Origin of the sequence: Sorangium sp. So ce176 (assembly GCF_051519835.1) — a bacterium.
Taxonomy (GTDB): Bacteria; Myxococcota_A; Polyangia; order Polyangiales; family Polyangiaceae; genus Sorangium; species Sorangium cellulosum_G.
Genome location: NZ_CP150371.1, coordinates 7,503,983 through 7,526,424, shown reverse-complemented (window position 1 = coordinate 7,526,424; position 22,442 = coordinate 7,503,983). Strand labels below are relative to the sequence as shown.

Below are 22,442 nucleotides of genomic sequence, written 5' to 3'. Positions count from 1 at the left end.
CGCCCTCCCTCCACCGGCGGCGTTCCCGGCGTGGCGGCCCATGGAGATCGTCTGGCCCATCGCGGGCAGCGGCGGACCGGCGATGATCGCCTCGCTGCCCGAGCGCCCGATGGACAGGCGCCTTGCCGATCCGAGCCTCTTGGCCCACCTGTTCGTCCACGAGCTCGACTGCCGCACGCCCCGCTACCGACGAGACGTGGAGTCGGACGGCACGGTTTCCGCATCGGCCGCGGCGACATGACACGCTGGCAGCACAATTGTGGTCGGGCAGTCCGGCGATGGCCGCGGTCCGGCGCCCACCCCTCGTAACGCGGCGCTCCGAAGCAGCCCTGCCAGCCATGTCCTCCCTCGGGCCCGAAGATGCCCGCGGGCCGGTCGATTGGAATTGACACCTGCAATGTGAGCGTTCACATTCCAGTCGAGGGCCGTCCTTTTGTTTCGGTTTGCTCGGGTCCTCCTGAGTACCGAGCTCTTCGTCAATTTGATCCATTCGGTCGATTTTTACACCGATCCTGTTCGCTCGGTCGTCGCGGAAGCGATCGCTGATCGATGGTGATCGGCGTTTTGCCAAGAGCGATCCAACAGAGGACACGACACCCCTCGCTTGTTCGACGGCTGTCGTGAAATCCCGGGTGCTGTCCACCGGAGATGATTTCGCCGAGGATCCGGCGATGCTGGCGAAGCGACCGGATGGCAAGCTCGGGAGCGAGGGAACCCATGTTGCGGCGGGCCGTGCTGAGACGCTCCTCGGGCGCACCGGTGTCATCACATCGGCCCCGTCCGGGAGCTCGTCTGAGCCGGGTGGGAGGCACTTTTACCAGGGAGGCGGATCCCGTGAGGAACGTTCTGTCACCTGAGGTGAGCGTGGCGAGTCGCCTCTGACACGCTCGAATCGTTTTGTTTCCTTTTCACCTGATTCCGGTACGTAGGAGACCTGTGATGCAAGATCAAACGTTCAGTCGACTCGCCTTTTGTGCCACCCTTGCGAGTTGGGTCGCGATCTCGTGCGCCCCCGCCGAGTCCGACTCGAACAACGACGGAGGGGGCGGAGGGGGCGAAGCGACGGCGACCAGCTCCGTCAGCAGCACGAGCAGCAGCACGAGCGGCAGCGGCGGCGCGACCTCTACGAGCAGCACCACCGTGGCTGGGACCGGCGGTGACAACAGCGGCGGGAGCGGCGGGGCCGAGCCGACCGGCAGCGGCGGTGCTGGCACGGGTGGCTGGCCCGAAGGGGCCATTCCCATGGGGAACGCGCCTGTGCCGAGCGCGGGCTGCGGCAAGGCCACCACGCTGACGACCAAGGAGTATACGATCTCGAGTTCGGGCCAAAATCGCGTGTACTACGTCGATATGCCCAAGAACTACGACATGAACAAGCCCTACCGGCTGTTCTATACCTCACATTGGATCGGCAGCCGCTGGCAAGACGTCGAGGGGCAAGACTTCTACTTTCTCAAGCCGCAGCTGGAGGCCGACGGAGAGCAAGCCATCTTCGTGGCCCCCTCCTCGGACGGTGCGACGTGGCAAGAGAAGGACCACGCGCTGTTCGACGACATCATGGAGCTCATGAATGAAAATGTCTGCTACGACACGACCCGCGTGTTCGCGACCGGCTTCAGCTTCGGAGGGATGATCACCTATTCGCTGTCGACGAACCATCAGGCGGAGATCCGTGCGGCCGTGGGCATCGCCCCGGCCAACTACAACATCTGGTTGCCTGAAAAGACACGTAAGCCCATCGCCTGGATGCACACGACGGGCATGACCGACGGGACTTGCCCCTGGGTGAACAACGAGGGTCAAAAGAGAGGGGCCAAGTTCATCGCCCTCGAAAAGGCCGAAGACAACGGCTGCACGATTCCGGACAACATCCCGACTTCAAACGGCGCGTACAGCTGCTTCGATTTCAAGGACTGCGATCCGGAGCATCCGACGCGGGTGTGCACCTTCGGCGGCGGGCACACGAACATCGACGGCAATCCGAACTGGATTCCCATCGAGTCGTGGAAGTTCTTCAAGCAGTTCTGACCGACGTCCTCGCCGCGGGCGGGACCCTCGCCCGCGCGTAGCGCCGCGCTCGGGGCGCCTCGCCTGCACGGGAACGGGGGCCGCCTCCGGATGACGACGCCCGCCGCCGCGATGCAGGCGGCTCCGCCCGCCGCGCCGCCGCGGTCCACCGGCGCGCGTCCGCGCACGCTCGCCGGACCCATGGCCGCGACAGGCCCTCGACATCCAGCGTCGTGCGCGCCTACTTTGCGTCGAGGCCGACGACAGTCACCATGACCGCTCCGCAGAACCCGCTGCTCAACGACCGCGACGTCGACTTCCTCCTCTACGAGGTGCTCGACGCCCCGCGCCTCTGCGCGCTCCCGTATTTCGCCGATCACGCGCGGGAGACGTTCGATCTCTACCTCCAGAGCAGCCGGCGGCTCGCGCGCGAGGTGCTGTTCCCGACGTACAGGCCGGTGGACGCGTCGCCGCCCCGCTTCGAGGGGGGCGCGGTCGCGGTGCACCCCGCGCTGAAGCAGGTCTTCCGGCCGCTCGTCGAGCTCGGGATGCTCACCGCGACGCGGCCCGCCGCGGTGGGAGGCCAGCAGCTCCCGCTCGTCGTCGCGACGCTCGCCGGCGCGTACCTGATGGCGGCCAACCTGAGCGCGTGCGGCTACCTCGGCCTGACGACGGGCGCGGCGCACCTCATCGAGGCGTTCGGCGACGACGCCCTGAAGGCCACGTTCATGACCCGGATGTACGCCGGCGAGTGGACCGGGACGATGGCGCTCACCGAGCCCCAGGCGGGCTCGAGCCTGGCCGACGTGCAGACGCGCGCGGCGAAGACCGACGCGGGGCACTACCTCGTCCGCGGGTCGAAGATCTTCATCTCGGGCGGGGACCACGACCTCACCGAGAACATCGTCCACCTCACGCTCGCCCGCATCGAGGGCGCGCCGCAGGGGATCAAGGGGGTGAGCCTGTTCGCCGTCCCGAAGCGGCGGATCGAGGCGGGCCAGCTCGTCCCGAACGACGTGGAGGTCGCCGGCATGATCCACAAGATCGGCTGGCGCGGGCTCCCGAGCCTGGCGATGAGCTTCGGCGAGCGCGGGGACTGCCACGGGTACCTCGTCGGCAGCCCCCACCAGGGCATCGCGTACATGTTCCAGATGATGAACGAGGCGCGCATCATGGTGGGCGTCAACGCCACGGCGACCGCCTCGGCGGCCTACCAGGAGGCGCTCGGCTACGCGCTCGCCCGGCCGCAGGGCCGGCGGCTCGGCGCGAAGGACCCGCAGGCGCCGCAGGTGCCGATCATCGAGCACGCCGACGTGCGCCGCATGCTGCTCCGGCAGAAGGCGATCGTGGAGGGCAGCCTCGCGCTGGTCGCAACGACCGCGATGTACGCCGACCTCGCGGACCACGCGGCCGACGCGGAGGAGCGGGCGCGCGCGCAGCGGCTGCTCGACCTGCTCACGCCGATCGCCAAGACGTTCCCGGCCGAGAAGGGGTTCGAGTCGAACGCCCTCGCGCTCCAGGTCCACGGCGGCTACGGCTACTCGAGCGAGTACCTGCCGGAGGCGTGGCTCCGGGACCAGAAGCTCAACGCGATCCACGAGGGGACGACGGGGATCCAGGGCCTCGACCTCCTCGGCCGCAAGGCCGTGGCCGGGGGCGGCGCCGCGCTCGTGGCGCTCGGCGGCGAGATCCAGCGGGCGATCGGCAAGGCGCAGCGCGCCGGGGTCGAGCCCGCGTGGGGCGAGCGCCTCGGCGCGGCCATGGCGCTGGTCGACGAGGTGACGGCGCACCTCGCCGAGGCGGGGATGCGCGGCGACGTCGAGCGGATGCTGCGGCACAGCGCGGACTACATGGAGCTCGCCTCCACCGTGGTTGTCGCCTGGCAATGGCTCGCGATGGCCGCGGCGGCGCGGGAAGGGCTGGCCGCGGGCGCCTCGCCCGCCGGCTTCTACGAGGGCAAGCTGTGCGCGGCGCAGTACTGGTTCTCGACCGAGCTGCCCCGCGTCGAGGCGCTCGCGGCGCGCTGCCGCTCGGGCGAGGACTCGTACGCGAGGATGCAGCCGGCGTGGTTCTGAGGCGCGCCCGCGCCGCGTGACGCCGGCGCGCCGGAGCGCCGTCAGGGAGGAGCTGTCGCATGGGTCGCACGAAGAGGGCCGTGATCCTGGTGGGGCACGGGGCGCCGGCGGCGGATTGCCCGCGCGAGCTCGTCACGCGCCTCAAGGCGCTGGAGGGCCGGCGCGCGGCGTCGGGGGGCGGGCCGCCGAGCCCGGAGGAGCGCGAGCTCGAGGCGAAGGTCCGCGCCTGGCCGCGCACGCCGGAGAACGACCCGTACCGCGCCGGCATCGAGCGCCTCGCCGCGGAGCTCGCGCCGCTGCTCGACGGCGCCGAGCTCCTCGTCGCCTACAACGAGTTCTGCGCCCCGACGCTGGCCGAGGCCGTCGCGACCGCCGTCCAGCGCGGGGCGGACGAGATCGCCGTGATCCCGTCGATGACGACGCCCGGCGGCGTCCACTCCGAGGTGGAGATCCCCGAGGCGATCGCGCGGCTCCGCGCCGAGCACCCGTCCGTCGCCCTCCGCTACGCCTGGCCCTTCGACCTCGCGGCGGTCGCGCGCCTGCTCGCCGCCCAGCTCGCGCGGGACCTCGGCTAGGCTCCCGGGGCTGCGCAGTTGTTCCCGGTATGTCCGCGGAGCAACATCTTGGAGAGCTCACCTTGTCCCTGTTCGGTGGTTACGCTACTTGATTGACGCCGCCTTCAGGGGCGGCCGTACAAGGGCAGGGACAGCGGACGTACATGACGCACCGCTCCCTACTTGACACGAGACCCAGAATTCCTCCACCAGGAGAGCGAGATGTACGTCCCGACGACGGCGATCCGGCCTCAGCTCGATATTCGCGCCCAGGCGCCCGTGCCGACGAAGCACGGGGTCTTCCAGATGTTGGTGTTCCACTGGGGTGGGACCGTGAGCTCCGACCAGGGGCTCTCCCCCGACCACGTCGCCCTGATCATGGGCGACGTGCGCGGCAAGTCGGACGTCACCCTCCGCGTCCACTCCGAGTGCCTCACGAGCGAGGTCTTCGGCTCGCTGAAGTGCGACTGCCGCGAGCAGCTCGAGTCGTCCCAGGCCGAGATAGGCCGCCGCGGGCTCGGCGTCGTCCTCTACCTGCGGCAGGAGGGGCGCGGCATCGGGCTCGCCAACAAGATCCGCGCGTACCAGCTCCAGGCGTTCGGCCACGACACCGTCGACGCCAACCGCATCCTCGGCCTGCCCGACGACGCGCGCGGCTACGAGCCCGCCGCGGCGATGATCGACCACCTCGGCATCGAGTCGATCCGGCTGCTCACGAACAACCCGGACAAGGTGGAGGCGCTCCGCGCGCTCGGCGTGCGGATCTCCTCGCGCTCGCCGGCGATCGTCCCGGCGAACCCGTTCTCCGCGCCCTACCTCGAGGCGAAGCGCCTCCGGATGGGCCACACCATCCCGTCGCTGCGCGACGGCGCGGCCGCCGAGAGCGCCGCGGTCAGCGACGCCGAGTAGCAATGACCGAGGGGCTGGAGAAGCCGGGGGCAGGGGAAGGGCAGCCCGAGACGAGCGAGGCCCAGCGCTTCCACTCGTTGCTCGTCCCCGTCGATTTGACGGCGATTTCGGACCGCGTCCTCGGCCGCGTCGCGCTTCTGCCTCTGGCCGACGGCGCTCGCGTCACGCTGCTCCACGTCGTTCCCGGCAACCTCCCCGTCAGGGCTCAAGACCGCGCCGAGCGGGATGCCAGAAAATCGCTCGTGGGCGAGGCGCGGCATCTTGCAAAAACTCTACCCAGGGGCGTCGACGTCGAAACGGTGGTGAAGGTCGGCAGCCCGGCCGCGGAGATCGCCGACTGCGCGACCTCGACGAGCGCCGAGCTCATCGTCATGGGCCGTGGCGGCAGCCGCGCGCTCCGGGACACCTTTCTCGGCTCGACAGCGGAGCGCGTCATCCGCCGCGGGCAGCTCCCGGTCCTGGCGGTCCGGCTGGCTCCTCGCGCGGCGTACAGCCGGCCCGCTGTCGCCCTCGACCTCGAGCAAGGCTCCACCGAGGTGCTCGCCCTGATGCTCCGGTTGATTCCGGCCCCGCGGCCGCGTGCCACGGTGATCCATGCGTTCGACACGCCGTATCGGGGCGTCATCTATCCCAGCCTCTCGGAGGAAGACGCAGAGGAGTGGCGCAACGAGCTCGGGCAAACGGCGACACAGCAGATCGCGAAGCTGATCGCTGCCTCGCTCGCGCAGGCCAAGGTGCGGCCAGCCGAGGCGCCGCCCTGGAAGACGCATGTTCGATGCGGCTCCGCGCGGCTCGTGATCGAGAAGGCAGTCAAGAAGGCAGACAGCGACCTCCTCGTGCTCGGCACCCACGGCTATTCCGGGGTCGCTCACGTCATCCTCGGGACTGTCGCTGGAGACGTGCTGCGTGAGGTCGCCTGCGACGTGCTGGTCGTGCCTGTTCGGGCAGGCGCCGAGGAGCCCGCATGAGCCTGCGTCCTGCCTCAGGAGTCGCGGCGTAGCGTGAGCGGAGGCGGCGTGTCGGCTGCTCCCACGGCGCGGCGGCGGAACAGCGCCACGCGCGCCAGGAGCAGCGTGGTCACAGGGACCGTGATGGAGAGCATGATGATGATGAGCCACGTGTGCAGCACGGGCCGGGACTCGATCATCGAGAAGTAGAGGATGCTCGCCAGCGTCACGCACCAGCTGCCGAACGTGTACGCCAGCGCAGGGGGGTGCATGCGCAGGAAGAAGTCTGGCAGGCGCAGGAACCCGAGCGCGGAGATGACGACGAACAGGCCGCTCAACACGAGCAGCGCGGCGACCGCCGCCTCGACCCAGAGGGGGAGCTCGTTCATTCGATCACCTCCCCGCGCAGGATGAACTTCGCCATCGCCGATGAGCTCACGAAGCTGAAGAGCGCGATCAGCAACGCGGCCTCGAAGTACGTGTCGTTCCGGTGGCGAATCCCGAGCACCATCATGACCAGCATCGCGTGGAAGTAGAGCAGGTCGAGCGCGAACACGCGATCCTGCGCCCGCGGCCCCCGGATCAGCCTGATGACCACCAGGACCGACGCGACGGCGTAGCAGCCGAGCGCGAAGGCGATCGCGCCAGACAGAAGTGCGCTCATTCGAAGATCTCCCTGAGAGGCTCCTCGTAGCGAGCCTTGAAGCGGGCGACGAAGGTGCCTTCGTCCCCGACGTCCCACACGTGCAGCAAGAGCGCGCTGCGATCGAGCGCGAGCTCCGACCACACGGTGCCCGGAACCACGGTCGTCACCATGGACAGCGCGGCCAGCCCGAGGGGGTCGCGCAGCTCGAGGGGCACGATCACGAACCTCGACTGCGGTCGCCGCCAGCGCCATGCGACAACGCCCCAGGCGACCTCGAAATTCGAACGCAAGACGTCGTAGCCGACCCTCAGGATGAAGCGCACGACGACCAGCGGTCGCCGCACCCGGGCGTTCGTCAGTCGCAGGGTCGAGGTAAGGAGCGGCACCGCCAGCGCGAGCCCCAGCCCCAGGACGATCTGGCCCACGCTGGTGGAGCGCGCGAGCGCCAGCCACAGCGCGAACAGGGCGGCGGACAGCAGCGGCGCGGGCACGAGCTTCTCGACGAGGGTCACGGCGCCCCCCCCTCTTCGATCACGGGGCGCGTCGGTCCCGGACGAGGCCTCGTCGACAGGACGGCCTCGATGTACGCCGTCGGCGAGTGCAGCCCCGCGGCTGTCGCGCTCGTGGTGCGCAGGACCGGCTCGGCGAACACCGTGAGCAAGATGCAGCAGAGAACGAGGCCGAGGACGGGGGCGGCCTCGACGACCTTCAAGCGGGGCGGGAGCCGCCCACTCGTGGACCAGAAGTGTCGAATGCCCGCCCTCGCGAGGGAGATGGTGGCCGCGAGCCCCGAGAGGAGCAGCAGCCCGAAGAGGATCCACGCGGCGGGCGAGACGGGGGCGCCGGCGCTCGCGTCGCCGCCCCCCCGGGGCGACAGGAGGGCCGTCAGCAACGAGGCCTTCGCGACGAAGCCCGAGAGCGGCGGCAGCCCTGCGACGAGCAGCGCGCAGACCATGAACGCCAGGCCGAGCAACGCGATGGACACAGGAAACGCTCGGGCGACGAGCGGCGCCTCCTCGTCGTCGAGGTTGGTGTCCTCGCCCGGCTCCACGTCGAGGTCCGGCCCCCGCCGCCGTCCATCGGAGCCGATGCGCTCCACCAGCTCGACGAGGAGAAAGAGAGCGCTCACCGCCAGCGTGGCGCTCAGCATGTAGAACAGGGCCGCCGACGTCACCGCGGGGGTGCCCATCCCGAGCGACGCGAGGAGCGTCCCCGACGACACGATCACCGAGAAGCCCGCGATGCGCCCGAGGGACATGGAGGCCATGACGCCGATGGCGCCGAAGGCGATCGTCGCGAGCCCCGCGTAGAGCAGGACTGTCCCCCCGAACTGCGCTGAAGCGCCCGCCGAGAAGAACAGCGTCCACAAGCGCACGAGCACGTAGATGCCCACCTTGGTCATCAGCGCGAAGAGCGCCGCGACTGGCGCGCTCGTGGCCGAGTAGGCCGGCACCAGCCAGGCGTTGAGGGGCCAGATCGCCGCCTTGATGAGGAACGCCACGGCGAGGACCGCCGCGCCTGCGTGCAGGAGCCCGCGATCGCGCGCCGGGACGAGCGCGAGCTTCTCGGCGATGTCGGCCATGGAGAGCGTGCCCATGACGCCGTAGAGCACGGCGAGGCCGACGAGGAAGAGCGACGACGCGAGCAGGTTCACCGCGATGTAGTGGAGCCCCGAGCGCACCCGCGGCCACCCCGATCCATGGAGATGCAGGCCATACGACGCCGCGAGCATCACCTCGAAGAACACGAAGAGGTTGAAGAGGTCTCCCGTGAGGAAGGCGCCGTTGAGCCCCATCAACTGAATCTGGAAGAGCGCATGGAAGTACGCCCCCGCGCGACCCCACGCGGCCTCCGCGTACAGGGCCGCGCAGAGGCTCACCACGCCGACAAGCACCAGCATGAGCGCGGAGAGCCGGTCCGCGACGAGCACGATCCCGAAAGGCGCCTCCCAGTTCGACATGAGATACACGCCGACGGCGCCGGGCGGACCGCCAGCCACGGCGCTGCGCAGGATCTCCAGCGCCACGAGGAGGCCCGCCAGGGCCGCGCCGGTGTTGGCGATCGACTTGGCGCGCTTGCGCTTCTCGCCGAGCAGAAGCAACAGGGCCGCCGTCATCAGCGGCAGCACGACGGGCGCGACGATGAGGTGCGGGAAGCGCTCGGTCATGGCCCCTCCCTCGTCCCGTCCACGTGGTCGGTGCCGCTGAAGCCGCGCGAAGCGAGGAGCACGACGAGGAAGAGCGCCGTGGTCGCGAAGCCGATCACGATGGCCGTGAGCACGAGGGATTGCGGCATCGGATCCGTGTAGTGCTGGAGATCGGCGGGCACGCCAGGTCGCACGAGCGGCGGCTTGTCGACGAAGATGCTCCCCATGCTGAAGATGAAGAGGTTCACCGCGTAAGAGAGCAGCGTGAGCCCCATGATCACCTGGAAGGTTCGCGGACGCAGCACGAGCCAGATCCCGGATCCGCCGAGCACACCGATGACGAGCGCGAGAAGGGCTTCCATCTAGCTCGTGCCCCTGCTCGTCGACGACGCTGGGCCCTGTGCTGGCCGCCGGTGCGCGCGCAGCGACTGGTGGGCGAGCGCCGTGAGGGTGAGGAGCGTCGCCCCCACGACGACAGCGAACACGCCGAGGTCGAAGAAGGTGGCGCTCGGCAGGTGTACCTCGCCGACCAGCGGCAGCCTGGCGTGCGCGGTGTGCGTCGTGAGGAAGGGATAGCCGACGGCGAGCGCGCCGAGGCCCGTCGTCGCCCCGAGCAGCAGTCCAACGGCGATCCAGCGCGCCGGGCGGAGGCGCGCGCGCGCCTCCAGCCAGAGCGCCCCCGAGACCATGTATTGCATGAGCATCGCGATCGCGACGACGAGGCCGGCCACGAAGCCGCCGCCCGGCTCGTTGTGCCCGCGAAGGAGGAAGTGCGCCGCGACGACGACGGAGACCGGCAGGAGCAGGCGTGCGATGACCGCCGGCACCATCATGTATCCGCGCGCGGCGTCCTCGGCCGTGCGCGGCTTCACGAGGTCGGTGACGACGTCGGCCGGAAAGGCCCTCTGTTGCTGGGGCTGCTCGATGCTCTCCGGCGGCGGTCGAAAGCGGCGCAGGAGGGCGTAGACAGTGAGCGCGACCGCGCCGAGGACCGTGATCTCGCCGAGCGTGTCGAAGGCGCGAAAGTCGACGAGCATGACGTTGACGACGTTGGCGCCTCCTCCCTCCGGCAGCGCGCGGCTGAGGAAGAACGGTGAGATGCTGTGCGGCGCCGGCCGGGTCAGCATGGCATAGGAGAGCGCGGCGAGGCCGCTGCCGGCGCCGATCGCGAGCAGCAGATCGCGCGCGCGCCGCACCCTGTCGCGGGCCCTGACAGGCCTCGAGATCCCCTGGATGCGCATCGGCAACCAGCGCAGCCCGAGCAGAAGCAGGATGGTTGTGATGATCTCCACGACGATCTGCGTGAGGGCGAGGTCGGGCGCCGAGAACCACATGAACGTCAGGCAGGTGACGAGGCCCGCGCCGCCCATCAACGTGATCGCGATCAGCCTGTGGAACTTCGCCATCACGGCAGCGCCGACCGCGCAGACAGCGCCGATGACCCACAGGAGCACGAACGCAGGCGACGCGGGGAGCCGGTCCCGGTCGCCCCACTCCAGCGGGACGCCGCGCGCCGCGAGGAGCGCGAGGAGGAGCGCGACAGAGATGATCGTGAACATCTGCGTCTGGAGCCGTCGAGTTCCGGCGAGCCGAAGCGCCCTTCGCGACAGGCGCGTGATCCCGAGCAGCGCGCTCTCGAACAGCCGCCTCGCGTTGAGCCGCTCGAGGAAGGGCGTAGCCTGGAGTCGCCCCTGCTCCTGGTGCTTGCGCAGCCAGAGGTACCCGACGACGCCGCCTGAGATGGCGACGAGGCTCATGACGAAAGGCAGGTTGAAGCCGTGCCATATGGCGAGGCTGTACTCGGGGAGCGTCCCGCCGACCACGGGGCGGGCCGCCGCCGCGAGCGATGGCCCGATGGAGATCGTCGGCGCGACGCCGACGATGAGGCAACTGAGCACCAGGAGCTCGATCGGTATCCGCATCCACCGCGGGGCTTCTTCCGGCTGGCGAGGGAGATCGGTCGACGGCGGGCCAAAGAAGATGTCGTATCCAAAGCGCAGCGAGTACACGACCGCGAAGATCGCCGCGATCGTCGCCGCCACGGGGAGCAACACCTCCACCGAGGGGTGCGCGGACAGGAACATCGTCTCGGCGAAGAACATCTCCTTCGACAGAAAGCCGTTGAGCAGCGGCACGCCGGCCATCGCGCCGCTCGCCACGAGCGCCAGCGCGCCTGTGTGCGGCATGGAGCGAATCAGGCCATTCAAGCGACGAATGTCGCGCGTCCCGGTCTCGTGGTCGACGACGCCCGCGGCCATGAACAGCGAGGCCTTGAACGTCGCGTGGTTCATGATGTGGAACACGCCGGCGACGGCGGCGAGCGAGCTGTTGAGCCCGAAGAGGAGCGTGATGAGGCCGAGGTGGCTGATGGTCGAGTAGGCGAGCACGCGCTTCAGATCGTTCTGGAACATCGCGATGTACGCGCCGAGCAGGAGCGTCGTCATGCCCGCGCCGCTGACGATCCAGAACCACAGCTCGGTCCCCGACAGCACCGGCCAGAGCCGCGCGAGCAGGAATACGCCCGCCTTCACCATGGTCGCCGAGTGCAGGTAGGCGGACACCGGCGTCGGCGCGGCCATCGCCCGCGGCAGCCAGAAGTGAAACGGGAATTGAGCGCTCTTGGTGAGCGCGCCGAGCAAGATGAGGACGAGCGCGACCGGGTAGAGCGGGTGTCCCCGCACGAGGTCGCCCGAGGCGAGGGCCACATCGAGCTCGTAGCTGCCGACGATGTGGCCGAGGATGATCACGCCTCCGAGGAGCGCGAGCCCGCCCGCGCCGGTCACGGCGAGCGCCATGCGCGCGCCCCGCTGCGCGTCCACCCGGTGATACCAGTAGCCGATGAGCAGGAACGAAATGAGGCTCGTGAGCTCCCAGAAGACGACGAGCTGAACGAGGTTGCCCGAGAGCACGACGCCCAGCATCGCGCCCATGAACGCGAGGAAGAACGCGTACAGGCGCGCCACCGGATCCTCGGGGGACATGTAGTAGCGCGCGTACAGACAGACGAGGGCGCCGATGACGGTGATGAGCACGGCGAACATCCACGCGAACCCGTCGATCCGGAGGACCAGATCGAGGCCGAGCGAAGGCACCCACGAGATCTTCTCGCGAATCACCCCCCCGTCACGCACCCGCGGGAACAGGCTGATGACCCAGGCCGCCGCGCCGGCCGACACGAGCCCTGCGCAAGCCGCGAGCTCGGACCGCGCCCGCGTCGGCAGGAGCGCGGTGAGCACGCTCCCGAGAAATGGCAAGAGGAGCAGGGCGACCACGGGCATGGCGCGCGAGTGTACTTGCTGACCGCACCAGTTTCAGCCAAAAGGTGGGAGGGGCGCGGCCAAGCACAAGAAAGCTCGTCGCTGCGAAGAGGTGTCGTGACGAGAGGAAACCCGATCGCCGACAAAAGCTGTCAAGCGGAAGAGACCGTGAGCTCGAACAGGAGTTCCCGCGGTTCTCGACGTGCCGCGCGACCTCGACGGCCCGGGGCCGGAGGTCGCGCGCCCACGCCCGCTACTTCTTCGCCGCGTCCTTCAGCCGCGCCTTGAGCCTCGCGGCGTAGCCTTCCTTGTTCTCCTGCTTCACCCGGCCGATCGCGAGCGCGTCCTCCGGCACGTCGCGGGTCACGGTCGTGCCCGTCGCCACGTAGGCGCCCGCGCCGATCTTCACCGGGGCGACGATCTGCGAGTCGCTGCCGATGAAGGCGCCGGGGCCGATCTCGGTCCGGTGCTTCCGGAAGCCGTCGTAGTTGCAGAAGATCGTCCCGGCGCCGACGTTCGCGCCCTCGCCGATGTCGCCGTCGCCGAGGTAGGCGAGGTGGTTCGCCTTCGCGCCCTTGCGGACAACCGTCTTCTTCGTCTCGACGAAGTTGCCGATGTGCGCGTCGGCCTCGATCTGGCTGTCCGGGCGGAGGTGCGAGAACGGCCCGATCTGCGCGCCGGCGCCGATCGACGACTGCGAGGCGACCGTGTACGGCTTCACGGAGGCGCCCGCCTCGACGACGACGTCCGTGAGCACCGAGCCCACGTCGATGCGCGCGCCCGCGCCGACGCGCGTCTGGCCCCGCAGCACGACGGCGTGCTCGATGACAGCGTCCGGCTCGACCGCCACGCCCGCGTCGACGCGGGCGCTCGTCCTGATCGTGACGCCGCTCCGGCGCAGCGCGTCGGCGATGCGGCCGTAGAGCACCTCCTCGGCCGCGGCGAGCTGCGCGCGGTCGTTGATGCCCACGAGCGAGCCGACGTCCCTGGCCACGACAGCCGCGACGCCGCCGGCCTTCGCCGCCTGTGCGACGATGTCGGTCAGGTAAAGCTCGCCCTGCGCGTTGTCGGTCGTGAGCCCCGCGAGCGCGCGCCCGAGGAAGGCGCTGCGGGCGAGGTAGACGCCGGGGTTCACCTCGGCGATCGCGCGCTCCTCGGGGGTCGCGTCCTTGTGCTCGCGGATGCCGATCACGCGGCCCGCGCCGTCGCGCAAGATCCTGCCGTAGCCCGTGGGGTCGGCGACCTGCGCTGTGAGCATCGCCATCGGCGCCTCGGGCGCGCCGTCGAGCGCCTCGCGGAGCCGCGTGAGCTGCCACGGATCGAGCAGCGGCGTGTCGCCGCACAGGATCAGGACGGCCTCGGTGCTCGCCTCGATCTGCGGCATGGCGCAGCGCACCGCGTCGCCGGTGCCGCGCTGCTCGGGCTGGAGCGCGGTGCGGACGGCCTTCCCCCGGGCGCCGAACGCCCTGTCGAGGGTGGCGGAGACCTCGTCGCGGCCGTGGCCGACGACGACAACGACGTCCGAGGCGCCGGCGGCGATGGCCGCGTCGACGACGTAGTGGAGCATCGGCCGGCCGCAGAGCTCGTGGAGCACCTTCGGTCGGGCGCTCTTCATGCGCGTGCCTTGGCCGGCGGCGAGAACGACTGCGGTGAACGGGGCTTGTTGGGCGGTCGCCATCGCCGCGCAGCCTACCACCGTCAGGCCCGCCGCCGTCCCCACCGCCGTGCAGTGAGCGTGGAGAATGCGCGCCGGGTCACGGTCCCGCCCACCACACGGGCACGAAGGGCCTACCACCTGGAGCGGAATAGTCTACCCTGGAGGTGTCTTGGGGAGGTTGTCGTCATGCGCAGGCGAACGCTGCGTTCCTCGGCCGCGAATGGGGTTCGGCTGGTCGCGCTCGCCGCGGCCGGGGCGGTGGCGGCCTCGTGTCACGAGCCGCTCGACACCCGGCGGGTAGCGCCCCCCAAGGCGACGCTGGGCGACGACGTCTTCGGCGTGCTCTGCGACCGCGTGGGCGCGTCGAGCCTGGTCGAGGACCCGACAGGCGCCTCGTACCAGCGCGTGTGTCACCACGATGGCGAGGGCCGCTACGAGGACACGGTCGACGTGTCGCTGCTGCCGCCCGTCTCCGGCGCCAGGGCGGAGCGGGCGCGCCGGCTCGGCGTGGCCAAGGTCGAGGCGATGGCGCGGCGGCGCGGCGACCTCGTGCGCGCCGTCAACGCCGCGGTGCCGGACGTCGAGATCGACAACGTCGCGGCCGGGGAGGGGGGCGGGAAGATCCGGCTGCACGACGCCGTCCTGAGCCTGTCGCAGACGATCGCGCCGCTCTACGAGACGAACCCGTTCGACGCGGGGGCGCCCCCGGTGCTGCCCGAGTCGACGCGGGGGATCGGGCGGCTCGCCGCGGCGTTCGCCGGCAGCGAGGAAGCCTCGGGCAAGCTCGCGCAGATCGGGGAGCGGAAGGGCTACCGGCCGGCCGGCGTGGCCCTCGGCGCGGCGCGGGCGGCGCTCGAGTACCCGGAGCTCCGCGCGATGACGCTGGCGTCGCTCGACGTCCTCGGCCCCGGCGGGGCGGGCGAGGCGGCCCTCCAGGCGCTCCTCGCCGCCGGCAAGGGCGAGCTGCTCGCGATGGAGCCGACGACCTCGCGCGAGGCGCCCCTCGCGATCGACGAGGCCACCGCGCAGCCGAGCCGGCCCCGGACCCTGGCCGAGCTCGCGGGCGCTGTCGCTGTGGCGGAGCACCCGCGGTTCGCCGAGCGCGACGCGGCGCCGCCGCGCTATATCGCGCGCCGCGACCGGCGCGGCTTCGCGCTGCCCGCGGGGGGCGGCGTCGCCGCGCCGTTCGCCGACGAGGACGGCGACGGCCTCGCCGACGTCGACGCGTTCGGCCGCTTCGTCGACGCGTCCGGCGCTTCGTTATCTCTCGACACACCGTTCTGGGTCCCCGGCGTCGCCCCGTCGCGGGAGCCGGACCGGTTCGGCCGGCCGTCGCCGGAGCGCTACGCGTACATCGACACGTCCCGCACGCTCGCCGCCGCGGCGCTGCGCTCGATCGCGCCGCTCCTCGACGCGACCCGCTACGCGGGCGACGGGGACCCCGAGCCGTGGAAGACCGAGCACGAGGGGCTCATGTACGCCCTCGCCGGCTCGTACCTGCTCTTCGGCGACCGCGAGGAGGCCCAGTACGATTTCGCGCGCGGCAAGCGCTTGCCGCCGGACGCGACGTGCGACGGCTGCCTCCGGTACCGCCGCTTCCGCGGGGAGGACTCGCCGCTTGCCGACATGGCGCACGCGGTCGGCCAGGTGCTCGCGGACCGGGACTCGGACGCCCTCCTCGTCACGCTGATCGACCTCTTCGAGAACCACGAGGCGGAGCTCGCCCGGATGGCCGGCGCGGCGCTGCGCATCCGCGACGTCGCCCGGGAGCACGACCGGCTCGCGGCCGAGGGCAAGGAGCCGGTCGCGCAGATCGCCGACGATGCGCCGCTCGGGGACGAGCTCGCGGCGGTGCTCGGCAGGGCCGTCGAGCAGCCGGGGCTCGTGGCGCGCCTGCTCGAGGCGCTCGCGAGCGACGCGCTCCTCGCCCAGCACGGCGGCGCGCGGCACGCGGGCGAGGCGGTCGCGGCGATGCTCACGACCCGCGATCAGTACGCGTACAACCCGGGCGACCTGAACGGCCCGGCCATCAACCTCACCGTCGGGGCGCCGTCGACGGCCGACCCGCGGACCCCTGTCGACCCGACGAAGCCCAGGGCCGGCGACAACCGCTCGAACATGGAGCGGCTGATGCACCTCATGCACGACACCGCCGGCGTCCGGCAGTGCAACAAGGAGGGCGCGGTCGTGACAGTCTTCGGCCTCACGGTGCCCTTCGTCGACTTCGCCGAGTGCGAGCTGTTCCAGATCGACGACCTGGCGGCCTTCTACCTCGACTCGCTGCTCCCGGAGGGGCACCCGAAGCGGGCCGAGCTCGCGGTGAAGCCCTCGGCCCTCGCGCTGCTCGTGACCGACGCGATCCTCGAGTCGGCCAGCGGCATCACCGGGCTCACGGGCCACCCGACGCCGGCCGCGCTCAGCCGGCTCATCTACTTCGGCGCCGACTCGGAGCGGTACCCGGGCTTGCGCGACCTCGATCCGCTGCGGGACCTGGCGAACGAGACGACCAACCAGTTCATCTCGGGGTCGCTCGAGCCGGCCGGGACGATCCACTGCCCGAAGAACGCGCTCGGCGTGAACGAGTGCAGCACCCCGGAGAACCTGATCCGGGTGCGCCACCCGGGGACGACCTTCCTGATCGAGCGGCTCGGGCTCGGCGCGTACCTGAGCCCCATCGTGGCGGCGTTCGCCGAGGTCGGCCCGGACACGACCGGCGAGGAGATCCTCATCGATCTCTTCAGCACGGCGTACCGGCACTGGCCGGGCAAGGATCACGGGCCGGAGTGCATCAAGGCGGGCTCGCCGGCGACCAACACAGCCTACTGCTCGGAGGCAGGGGCCAGCTCGTACGAGCCGATCCTCGCCGACGCGCTCCAGGCCGAGGACGTCCTCGCGTCGTCGGTCGCGTTCGCGAAGATGGCGACCGACCCGGCGGCCCCGGTGACTGTCCAGCGCGGCCCGCGGGCCGGCCAGGCCTGGACGAAGGCGCAGGCGATCGAGAAGCTCGCGCGGATCCTCTTCAGCGCCGACCACGCGGCCAGCGTGGGCATGGTCGACCGGTGGGGGAAGAAGACGGCCACGTGGGCCGACGGCCGGACCCAGGAGCAGCTCACCGGGTTCACCCTCCTCGCCGACGCGCTGAACCGCATCGACGCCCGCTTCGAGGAGAGCAGCGCGCCCGACGCCGCGGAGCGAAAGGGGCAGTGGAAGCGCGCGACGGACGAGCTCATCGACGCGCTGCTCGCCGTCGAGGGGTCGGGGCCGGAAGCGCGGTTCAAGAACCGCGCGCTCCCGCGGATGGGCGCCGTGGTCCTGCGCGCGCTCCGCGAGCAGCTCAACGCGCGGTGCCCGGATCGCGAGACAACGGGGCGGTGCGCCTGGGCGCAGAAGGAGCTCGGCGCCAAGGTGGTCGACCTGGTGAGCCACCCGCTCTTCGCGGGCCTCGCCGATGTCATGGAGTCGATCCGCGCCCACGAGCCGGCGCGGCGGGAGGTCGAGCGGTTCCTCGCCGCGATGCTCGACGCGGACGGGGACGCGTTCCCGGCGCTGCTCGCGACGGTGGTGGACGGGGCGCAGCTCCTCGCCAGCGACGACGTGCTCGCGCCGCTCCTCAGGACGGCGGCCGTGGCGCTGAGCCCCGCGGGGGACGCCGAGGGGCCGGGCGCGGCCGACGCCGGGCTCGAGGCGCTCAAGGCGCTCAACGACGATCGGTACGACAGGTACCACGCGATGGATCACGTGCTCCCGGCGCTGGTGGCGCCGATGGCGGACGGACGCGCGCCGATCCAGGTGTTCCTGGACGCGCTCGCCGACGTGAACCGCGTCGACGCGGAGAGCGCCGCGCCGCTCTCGGCGGAGGACTACCGGCAGGTGTTCCTCTCGACGCGGGATTTCCTGCTCGATGAGACCCGCGGGCTCGAGCAGATCTACGCCATCATCAAGAATCGACCTCACGAGTGATCCGCGTGCAGAAGCTCATGAACCGCGCGGCGATCCTCGCGGCGGCCGCCGCCGGGGCGCTCGCCGTGCCCGCGGGGGACGCGGGCGCGGCCGGGCTGTATTTCACCGATCGCGGCGTGCGCCCGTCGTCCCGCGGCGGGGCGTACATCGCCGGGGGCGACGACCTCGGGGCGATCGCCTACAACCCCGCGGGCGTCTACGAGGCCGGCTCCCAGGTCCTGATCGACGCCGCGCTCTTCGAGTGGCGCAGCCAGTACACGCGCCAGGCGATCGTGCGGCAGGTCGATCCGAACACCGGCGAGCCGACGGGCGCGAGCTTCGTGCAGACGATGGCCCCCGTGACCGGCACCGCGCCGGTGCTGCCGATCCCCACGCTCGCGGCGTCGTTCAAGGTCGCCCCGCAATGGGTCGTCTGGGGCGGGGTGTGGGCGCCGTACGCGGCCATCGCCAGCTATCCGGAGCAGGTGAACGGCATGCCGGCGCCCCAGCGCTATGCGCTGTTCACGATGGATGGCTCGGCGCTCGCGTTGGTCGGGGCCGGCGCGGCGTACGCGCCGTCGCCGGCGTGGCGCCTCGGCGCCGCCCTCGGCGCGGTGGTGGGCACGTTCAACAGCCGCATGGTCGTCTCCGGGTGCGTCCCCGAGCGGATGTTCTGCGCGCCCGAGGACGCGGAGTGGGACATCCACTCGGAGCTCTCGGTCGGTCCGATCGTGGCGCCGACCGGCCAGCTCGGGGCGCTCTTCATCCCGAGCCGGGCGTGGCGCGTCGGCCTCGCCTTCCAGCTCCCCGTCTGGGTGCGCGCGCCGGCCACCGTCAGGGCGCGGCTCCCCGCGGCGCCTGTCTTCGAGCGCGCCGTCCAGGAGGGCGAGGACGCCGACGTCTCCTTCGACCTGCCCTGGATCCTCCGCGCCGGCGTGGAGGCGCGGGTCGAGGACGACCTGCGCGTGGAGCTCGGGGTGGGCGTCGAGGGCTGGGGCATGCACGACGACATCCTCGTCGAGCCCGACGGCCTGGTGCTCCGCGGCGTCGTCGGTTTTCCTGAAGAATTCCGCGTACCTGCGGTCGAGTTCCCCCGGCGCTTCGAGGCCTCGCTCTCCGCGCGGCTCGGCGGCGAGTACTCGGTCGAGCTCGCGGGCAGGCGGTGGGATCTGCGCGCTGGCGCGAGCTTCGAGCAGACCGCCGTCCCGCCCGAGTACCTCACGGTCCTCACGATCGACGCGACCAAGGTGACCGCCGCGGCCGGCCTGGGCGTGCACCTCGGCCGGTGGCGGCTCGACGCGAGCTACGCGCACGTGTTCGCCGCGGGCGTGAGGGTGGATCCGGCGGACGCGCGGGTGCCGCAGGTGAGCCCGGTGCGGGCCAACCCGCCGGAGAGCCCGAACACCATCAACGGCGGCGCCTACAGCGCCCGCGCGAACGTCGTGGGGCTCGGCGTCGCCTACACCTTCGAGGCGGCGCCGGAGGGCAGCGCTACTCCGCGCGCAGCTCGCGCAGCCGCTCGGTGAGCCGGGGGCCGTCCAGCCAGCTCAGGTCCTTGTCCACGCTCGACTCGATGTGGTTGCTGACCTGCTTGCTCACCGTCCCGCGGAGCAGGCCGAGGAAGTGCGGTGGAGCGATGAGCACCAGCGACTCGTAGGCGTGCTCGTTCAGGCCCTTCTCCAGCACCTCCGCGAGCTCCTGGGCGAACTTCTGCTTCTCGACCTCCTTGGGATCGGTGTCGGGCGCGACGCCCGGACGGCCCATGTACGTGCCGCCCCCGCCGCCGACGTTGCCGTTCCCGCCGGGGGTGCCGTTCGGCTTCCGGCCGAGCGCGTCGGCCATCAGATCCCGCACGCGCGCCCGGCTCTCGTCATGAGTGTAGGACTCGAGCAGGGTAAAGCCCTTGCCCGCAGGCTCTTCACGATAGAGCTGGGCGCGGCTTGCGTCGGAGACCAGGATCCACGTCTTCCGTGCTGCCTTGTTTGCCATAAGCCTCCACAGGGAATCAACGATTCCCTTTGTCTACGTTAAAGACCGACACCCCCCAGCGCAAGCGGCCGGCGAGCCTAAACCGACGGGATTCGACCGGATTGCACGCAAAGGCGCAGGATCGAGCAGGCTCATCCTCCTCCATATGCATGAATTCGAGGAGAACGGGAGGGGGCGAGAGCGGCTCAGGAAGTTGTTGAGTGCGAAATACGGTTCTCGGTGTACGAGCCAAGGCCGCAGCAGGCGGCTCGGTATCTGGAGACGTGACGACCGATCGCACCCTTCGAGGCCATGGCCCCAACGCGGGCTCAACCGCAGGGCCCCGGACCTGGTGACCTCGCGACGGCTGGCCCGTCGCCACGGACCGCCGTGATCGCGTCGCTGTCTGAGAGGCTCACCCACGCCGTCGCGCTTGGGGACGAGGAGGCGGCCCGGGTCGTTCAGGCGATCGGTCCGCTGCTCGGCCTGGCCGCCAGCGCCGGAGGGGCGAGCACGGGGTGACCGGGCGCCCGGGTAGGACAGATGCGGAGATCCGCGAGGACGAGCCAGGTCGGCATGGTTCGCTTCGCCCTGGACGAGAGCGGGTAGAACCGGATGCTCGACGCGGTCGGGAGCGGGGAGTTCTTCGACGGGATCGTCAACGCGGTGATGGACGACTGACGCGCGAGGGCTCCGGCGAGGACCGCCGAGCTCCTCGGCGGCTCCGCGCCTCAGCCGGCGAGGACGAGCCGATCGGGGAGCTCGGGGGGCGACGCGCCGTCAATCCTTGAGCACCTTGAAACCACCCAGCCAGCCCTCGTCATTATCTCCGGGATAATAATAGATATACGGATAGCCGGCAGGGTTATCGTGCCATGGCGCGAGCTCATTCCCGCTGGGCCGGTCGTAGCGAAGCGTGATCTGTGACGTGTAGTTAATCGAGTGCAGATAGGGAACGGGGGGAGTATCTCTCACCTCGACCCCGCACGAGATGCCAGCCGCACCTTCGATCGACTGAAACAGCACGCATACCTTCGCGTACGGCATAGCATAGGGGAGTTCGACTCGGCCCACGAAGTGGGTGTTGACCTGTACCTCGTGCGCTTCGGTTGCTGTGAAGTCCTCCGAGCTCACATGTGTACAAACCTGTCCAGCGCCATAACCGTGGCAATCGAAATGATGGTATCTTCTTATCTTGCTGGCCGCGCTGCTGAACGTTCCCGACGCGACGATGAACCCGACCACGAACGAGGCGACCAGAGTGGGACTGATTTTCATGTTACCTCACGTTCTTCGCCGCGAACGCGCACGGAGTGCCCATGCAAGGCAGCGCGCCATGCGATGCCGCGAATCAACGGGTCCACAGTGCCTGTTGCGACGAAGGAAGTTTATTGACAGTTGGAGAATATGACGGGATTTGCGACATTGGCCGCTTCGCCGTCTGGTCTCTTCAACACGATATCGATGGCGCAGTTGACTGAATATTTGGAATGTGCAACTGCGGCGAACTGCTGGGCTGCTTTCTGGTGCGTCGCCCATCGGAGCTGGGCCACGCACCGCCGGTCCTTGCACTCGACGTCTTCGAGGTCGAAGCCGAGCCGCTCGGAGAGCGCGCCCAGGTCGGTCCGCAGCGATTTGGAGGCCTGCGGCGCCCAGGTCGGGTCCACCTGTGCCCGCTCGAAGTCCTGGAGCGCCGTGGCGAACCTCTCTTGAACGCGAGCACTCTCGGCCTCGTCATCCACGGCTTGATCCGTGGAGCTATCTTGTGGTTGGGGCGCCTCTTGCCCCCGCAGCTCCGCGAGCTCCTCCTCCAGGCGAGCGAGCCGCGCGCTCGTCATGGCTTCGTCGGTCCGGGGCCGACGGCCGCGATCCGGCTCGCTCGCCGGCGCTCGCGCGACGTCCGCCACCGGCTCCGGGGCGCTCGGGAGCTCGTTCTTGCCGGCCACGACGGCGGCAGCGATGCCCGCCGCCGCCCCCACCAACGCAACCGATGCCATTCGCAACCACGACATTGCATGCCTCGAGAGGCCCGCAGGCGCTCCAGATCCGGGCGCCGGGGCGGTTCCCCGGCGGCGGATCACCGCCCCGGGCCGTGTTACAAGCCTCGACCACTCACTCGCCTCCACTGCCCGGTGAGCGATCTGTGTTGCTCCTGTCCCATCCACCTCTGGCCGTACAGCGCAGCTTCCTCGGCGCCCGGCCGCCAGGTGCACGGGACGTGATGAAGCCCGGCCGTCGATGCCGGGACGACCCATGAGAGCCGGTGTGCATCGCGGCGGCGCAGCCGCTCAGCTCCAGCCTTCATGTCCGGACGATTCCTGTCTTACGTTGCCATGG

The 22,442-nt window shown here is 70.5% G+C and carries 19 protein-coding genes; 8 read left to right on the top strand and 11 right to left on the bottom strand.

All coding sequences use genetic code 11. The features are described 5' to 3' along the window. Window positions 1–40: 40 nt before the first annotated feature. From WMF42_RS28210 to WMF42_RS28185, 6 genes are all read left to right on the top strand, one after another. Window positions 41–241 (top strand): hypothetical protein, encoded by a 201-nt coding sequence (locus WMF42_RS28210; RefSeq protein ID WP_437685967.1) that lies wholly within the window; start codon window positions 41–43, stop codon window positions 239–241. A 698-nt stretch (window positions 242–939) separates the two neighbouring features. Next, entirely contained in the window at window positions 940–2,028 is a 1,089-nt protein-coding gene (locus WMF42_RS28205) for an alpha/beta hydrolase family esterase (protein ID WP_437685965.1), read from the top strand. Between the two features lie 251 nt (window positions 2,029–2,279). Next, a complete protein-coding gene (locus WMF42_RS28200; protein ID WP_437685963.1) occupies window positions 2,280–4,082 on the top strand; it encodes an acyl-CoA dehydrogenase in 1,803 nt (600 codons plus the stop codon). A gap of 59 nt (window positions 4,083–4,141) precedes the next feature. Next, window positions 4,142–4,657, top strand: a complete 516-nt coding sequence (locus WMF42_RS28195; RefSeq protein ID WP_061609459.1) for a sirohydrochlorin chelatase — start codon at window positions 4,142–4,144, stop codon at window positions 4,655–4,657. Window positions 4,658–4,858: 201 nt separating this feature from the next. Beyond that, a complete protein-coding gene (ribA, locus tag WMF42_RS28190; protein ID WP_061609458.1) occupies window positions 4,859–5,545 on the top strand; it encodes a GTP cyclohydrolase II in 687 nt (228 codons plus the stop codon). A 2-nt stretch (window positions 5,546–5,547) separates the two neighbouring features. Continuing rightward, the gene (locus WMF42_RS28185; protein ID WP_061609457.1) at window positions 5,548–6,513 is read left to right on the top strand and encodes a universal stress protein; all 966 of its coding nucleotides are present in this window, start codon (window positions 5,548–5,550) and stop codon (window positions 6,511–6,513) included. A 14-nt stretch (window positions 6,514–6,527) separates the two neighbouring features. On the opposite strand, the gene WMF42_RS28180 is transcribed toward WMF42_RS28185, so the two are convergent. From WMF42_RS28180 to glmU, 7 genes are all read right to left on the bottom strand, one after another. Beyond that, window positions 6,528–6,881: a Na+/H+ antiporter subunit G gene (locus WMF42_RS28180; protein WP_061609456.1), complete on the bottom strand. Its 354-nt coding sequence runs from the start codon at window positions 6,879–6,881 to the stop codon at window positions 6,528–6,530. Then, window positions 6,878–7,156, bottom strand: coding sequence for a K+/H+ antiporter subunit F (locus WMF42_RS28175; RefSeq protein ID WP_434041689.1), 279 nt, complete (start codon window positions 7,154–7,156; stop codon window positions 6,878–6,880). Before WMF42_RS28175 ends, WMF42_RS28180 begins: the two co-directional genes overlap by 4 nt. Beyond that, window positions 7,153–7,650: a Na+/H+ antiporter subunit E gene (locus tag WMF42_RS28170; RefSeq protein WP_061609454.1), complete on the bottom strand. Its 498-nt coding sequence runs from the start codon at window positions 7,648–7,650 to the stop codon at window positions 7,153–7,155. The genes WMF42_RS28175 and WMF42_RS28170 overlap by 4 nt, the downstream gene beginning before the upstream one ends. Then, window positions 7,647–9,305: a monovalent cation/H+ antiporter subunit D gene (locus WMF42_RS28165; protein ID WP_061609453.1), complete on the bottom strand. Its 1,659-nt coding sequence runs from the start codon at window positions 9,303–9,305 to the stop codon at window positions 7,647–7,649. The genes WMF42_RS28170 and WMF42_RS28165 overlap by 4 nt, the downstream gene beginning before the upstream one ends. Continuing rightward, window positions 9,302–9,646: a Na+/H+ antiporter subunit C gene (locus WMF42_RS28160; protein WP_061609452.1), complete on the bottom strand. Its 345-nt coding sequence runs from the start codon at window positions 9,644–9,646 to the stop codon at window positions 9,302–9,304. Before WMF42_RS28160 ends, WMF42_RS28165 begins: the two co-directional genes overlap by 4 nt. Further along, window positions 9,647–12,562: a monovalent cation/H+ antiporter subunit A gene (locus WMF42_RS28155; protein ID WP_061609451.1), complete on the bottom strand. Its 2,916-nt coding sequence runs from the start codon at window positions 12,560–12,562 to the stop codon at window positions 9,647–9,649. It lies immediately after the preceding gene. 232 nt (window positions 12,563–12,794) lie between these two features. Beyond that, window positions 12,795–14,156 carry a bifunctional UDP-N-acetylglucosamine diphosphorylase/glucosamine-1-phosphate N-acetyltransferase GlmU gene (gene glmU / locus WMF42_RS28150; RefSeq protein ID WP_437685958.1) on the bottom strand — a complete coding sequence of 454 codons (1,362 nt, stop codon included), beginning with the start codon at window positions 14,154–14,156 and terminating at the stop codon, window positions 12,795–12,797. A gap of 228 nt (window positions 14,157–14,384) precedes the next feature. Here glmU and WMF42_RS28145 point away from each other — a divergent pair, with 228 nt between their 5' ends. Together WMF42_RS28145 and WMF42_RS28140 are read left to right on the top strand one after the other, a co-directional pair. Then, complete coding sequence (locus WMF42_RS28145; RefSeq protein ID WP_437685956.1) at window positions 14,385–18,158, top strand: hypothetical protein; 3,774 nt, start codon at window positions 14,385–14,387, stop codon at window positions 18,156–18,158. Next, window positions 18,155–19,663 (top strand): OmpP1/FadL family transporter, encoded by a 1,509-nt coding sequence (locus tag WMF42_RS28140; protein WP_437685954.1) that lies wholly within the window; start codon window positions 18,155–18,157, stop codon window positions 19,661–19,663. Before WMF42_RS28145 ends, WMF42_RS28140 begins: the two co-directional genes overlap by 4 nt. Here the strand turns inward: WMF42_RS28140 and WMF42_RS28135 are convergent. From WMF42_RS28135 to WMF42_RS28120, 4 genes are all read right to left on the bottom strand, one after another. Then, the gene (locus WMF42_RS28135) at window positions 19,629–20,126 is read right to left on the bottom strand and encodes a host attachment protein (protein WP_061609448.1); all 498 of its coding nucleotides are present in this window, start codon (window positions 20,124–20,126) and stop codon (window positions 19,629–19,631) included. The two genes, WMF42_RS28140 and WMF42_RS28135, sit on opposite strands and share 35 nt — an antisense overlap. Window positions 20,127–20,566: 440 nt before the next feature. Continuing rightward, window positions 20,567–20,767, bottom strand: a complete 201-nt coding sequence (locus WMF42_RS28130) for a hypothetical protein (protein WP_437685952.1) — start codon at window positions 20,765–20,767, stop codon at window positions 20,567–20,569. Between the two features lie 118 nt (window positions 20,768–20,885). Continuing rightward, window positions 20,886–21,383 (bottom strand): hypothetical protein, encoded by a 498-nt coding sequence (locus tag WMF42_RS28125; protein ID WP_155798545.1) that lies wholly within the window; start codon window positions 21,381–21,383, stop codon window positions 20,886–20,888. Between the two features lie 110 nt (window positions 21,384–21,493). Continuing rightward, a complete protein-coding gene (locus tag WMF42_RS28120; RefSeq protein ID WP_437685950.1) occupies window positions 21,494–22,102 on the bottom strand; it encodes a hypothetical protein in 609 nt (202 codons plus the stop codon). Between the last annotated feature and the right edge of the window lie 340 nt (window positions 22,103–22,442).

What these genes read in the sequence shown, in the direction of transcription:
- glmU (WP_437685958.1), bottom strand. Translation starts at nt 14,156, where the DNA reads ATGAAGAGCGCCCGACCGAAGGTGCTCCACGAGCTCTGCGGCCGGCCG.
- WMF42_RS28200 (WP_437685963.1), top strand. Translation starts at nt 2,280, where the DNA reads ATGACCGCTCCGCAGAACCCGCTGCTCAACGACCGCGACGTCGACTTC.
- ribA (WP_061609458.1), top strand. Translation starts at nt 4,859, where the DNA reads ATGTACGTCCCGACGACGGCGATCCGGCCTCAGCTCGATATTCGCGCC.
- WMF42_RS28125 (WP_155798545.1), bottom strand. Translation starts at nt 21,383, where the DNA reads ATGAAAATCAGTCCCACTCTGGTCGCCTCGTTCGTGGTCGGGTTCATC.
- WMF42_RS28205 (WP_437685965.1), top strand. Translation starts at nt 940, where the DNA reads ATGCAAGATCAAACGTTCAGTCGACTCGCCTTTTGTGCCACCCTTGCG.
- WMF42_RS28120 (WP_437685950.1), bottom strand. Translation starts at nt 22,102, where the DNA reads ATGGCATCGGTTGCGTTGGTGGGGGCGGCGGCGGGCATCGCTGCCGCC.
- WMF42_RS28160 (WP_061609452.1), bottom strand. Translation starts at nt 9,646, where the DNA reads ATGGAAGCCCTTCTCGCGCTCGTCATCGGTGTGCTCGGCGGATCCGGG.
- WMF42_RS28195 (WP_061609459.1), top strand. Translation starts at nt 4,142, where the DNA reads ATGGGTCGCACGAAGAGGGCCGTGATCCTGGTGGGGCACGGGGCGCCG.
- WMF42_RS28185 (WP_061609457.1), top strand. Translation starts at nt 5,548, where the DNA reads ATGACCGAGGGGCTGGAGAAGCCGGGGGCAGGGGAAGGGCAGCCCGAG.
- WMF42_RS28180 (WP_061609456.1), bottom strand. Translation starts at nt 6,881, where the DNA reads ATGAACGAGCTCCCCCTCTGGGTCGAGGCGGCGGTCGCCGCGCTGCTC.
- WMF42_RS28175 (WP_434041689.1), bottom strand. Translation starts at nt 7,156, where the DNA reads ATGAGCGCACTTCTGTCTGGCGCGATCGCCTTCGCGCTCGGCTGCTAC.
- WMF42_RS28165 (WP_061609453.1), bottom strand. Translation starts at nt 9,305, where the DNA reads ATGACCGAGCGCTTCCCGCACCTCATCGTCGCGCCCGTCGTGCTGCCG.
- WMF42_RS28210 (WP_437685967.1), top strand. Translation starts at nt 41, where the DNA reads ATGGAGATCGTCTGGCCCATCGCGGGCAGCGGCGGACCGGCGATGATC.
- WMF42_RS28155 (WP_061609451.1), bottom strand. Translation starts at nt 12,562, where the DNA reads ATGCCCGTGGTCGCCCTGCTCCTCTTGCCATTTCTCGGGAGCGTGCTC.
- WMF42_RS28145 (WP_437685956.1), top strand. Translation starts at nt 14,385, where the DNA reads ATGCGCAGGCGAACGCTGCGTTCCTCGGCCGCGAATGGGGTTCGGCTG.
- WMF42_RS28135 (WP_061609448.1), bottom strand. Translation starts at nt 20,126, where the DNA reads ATGGCAAACAAGGCAGCACGGAAGACGTGGATCCTGGTCTCCGACGCA.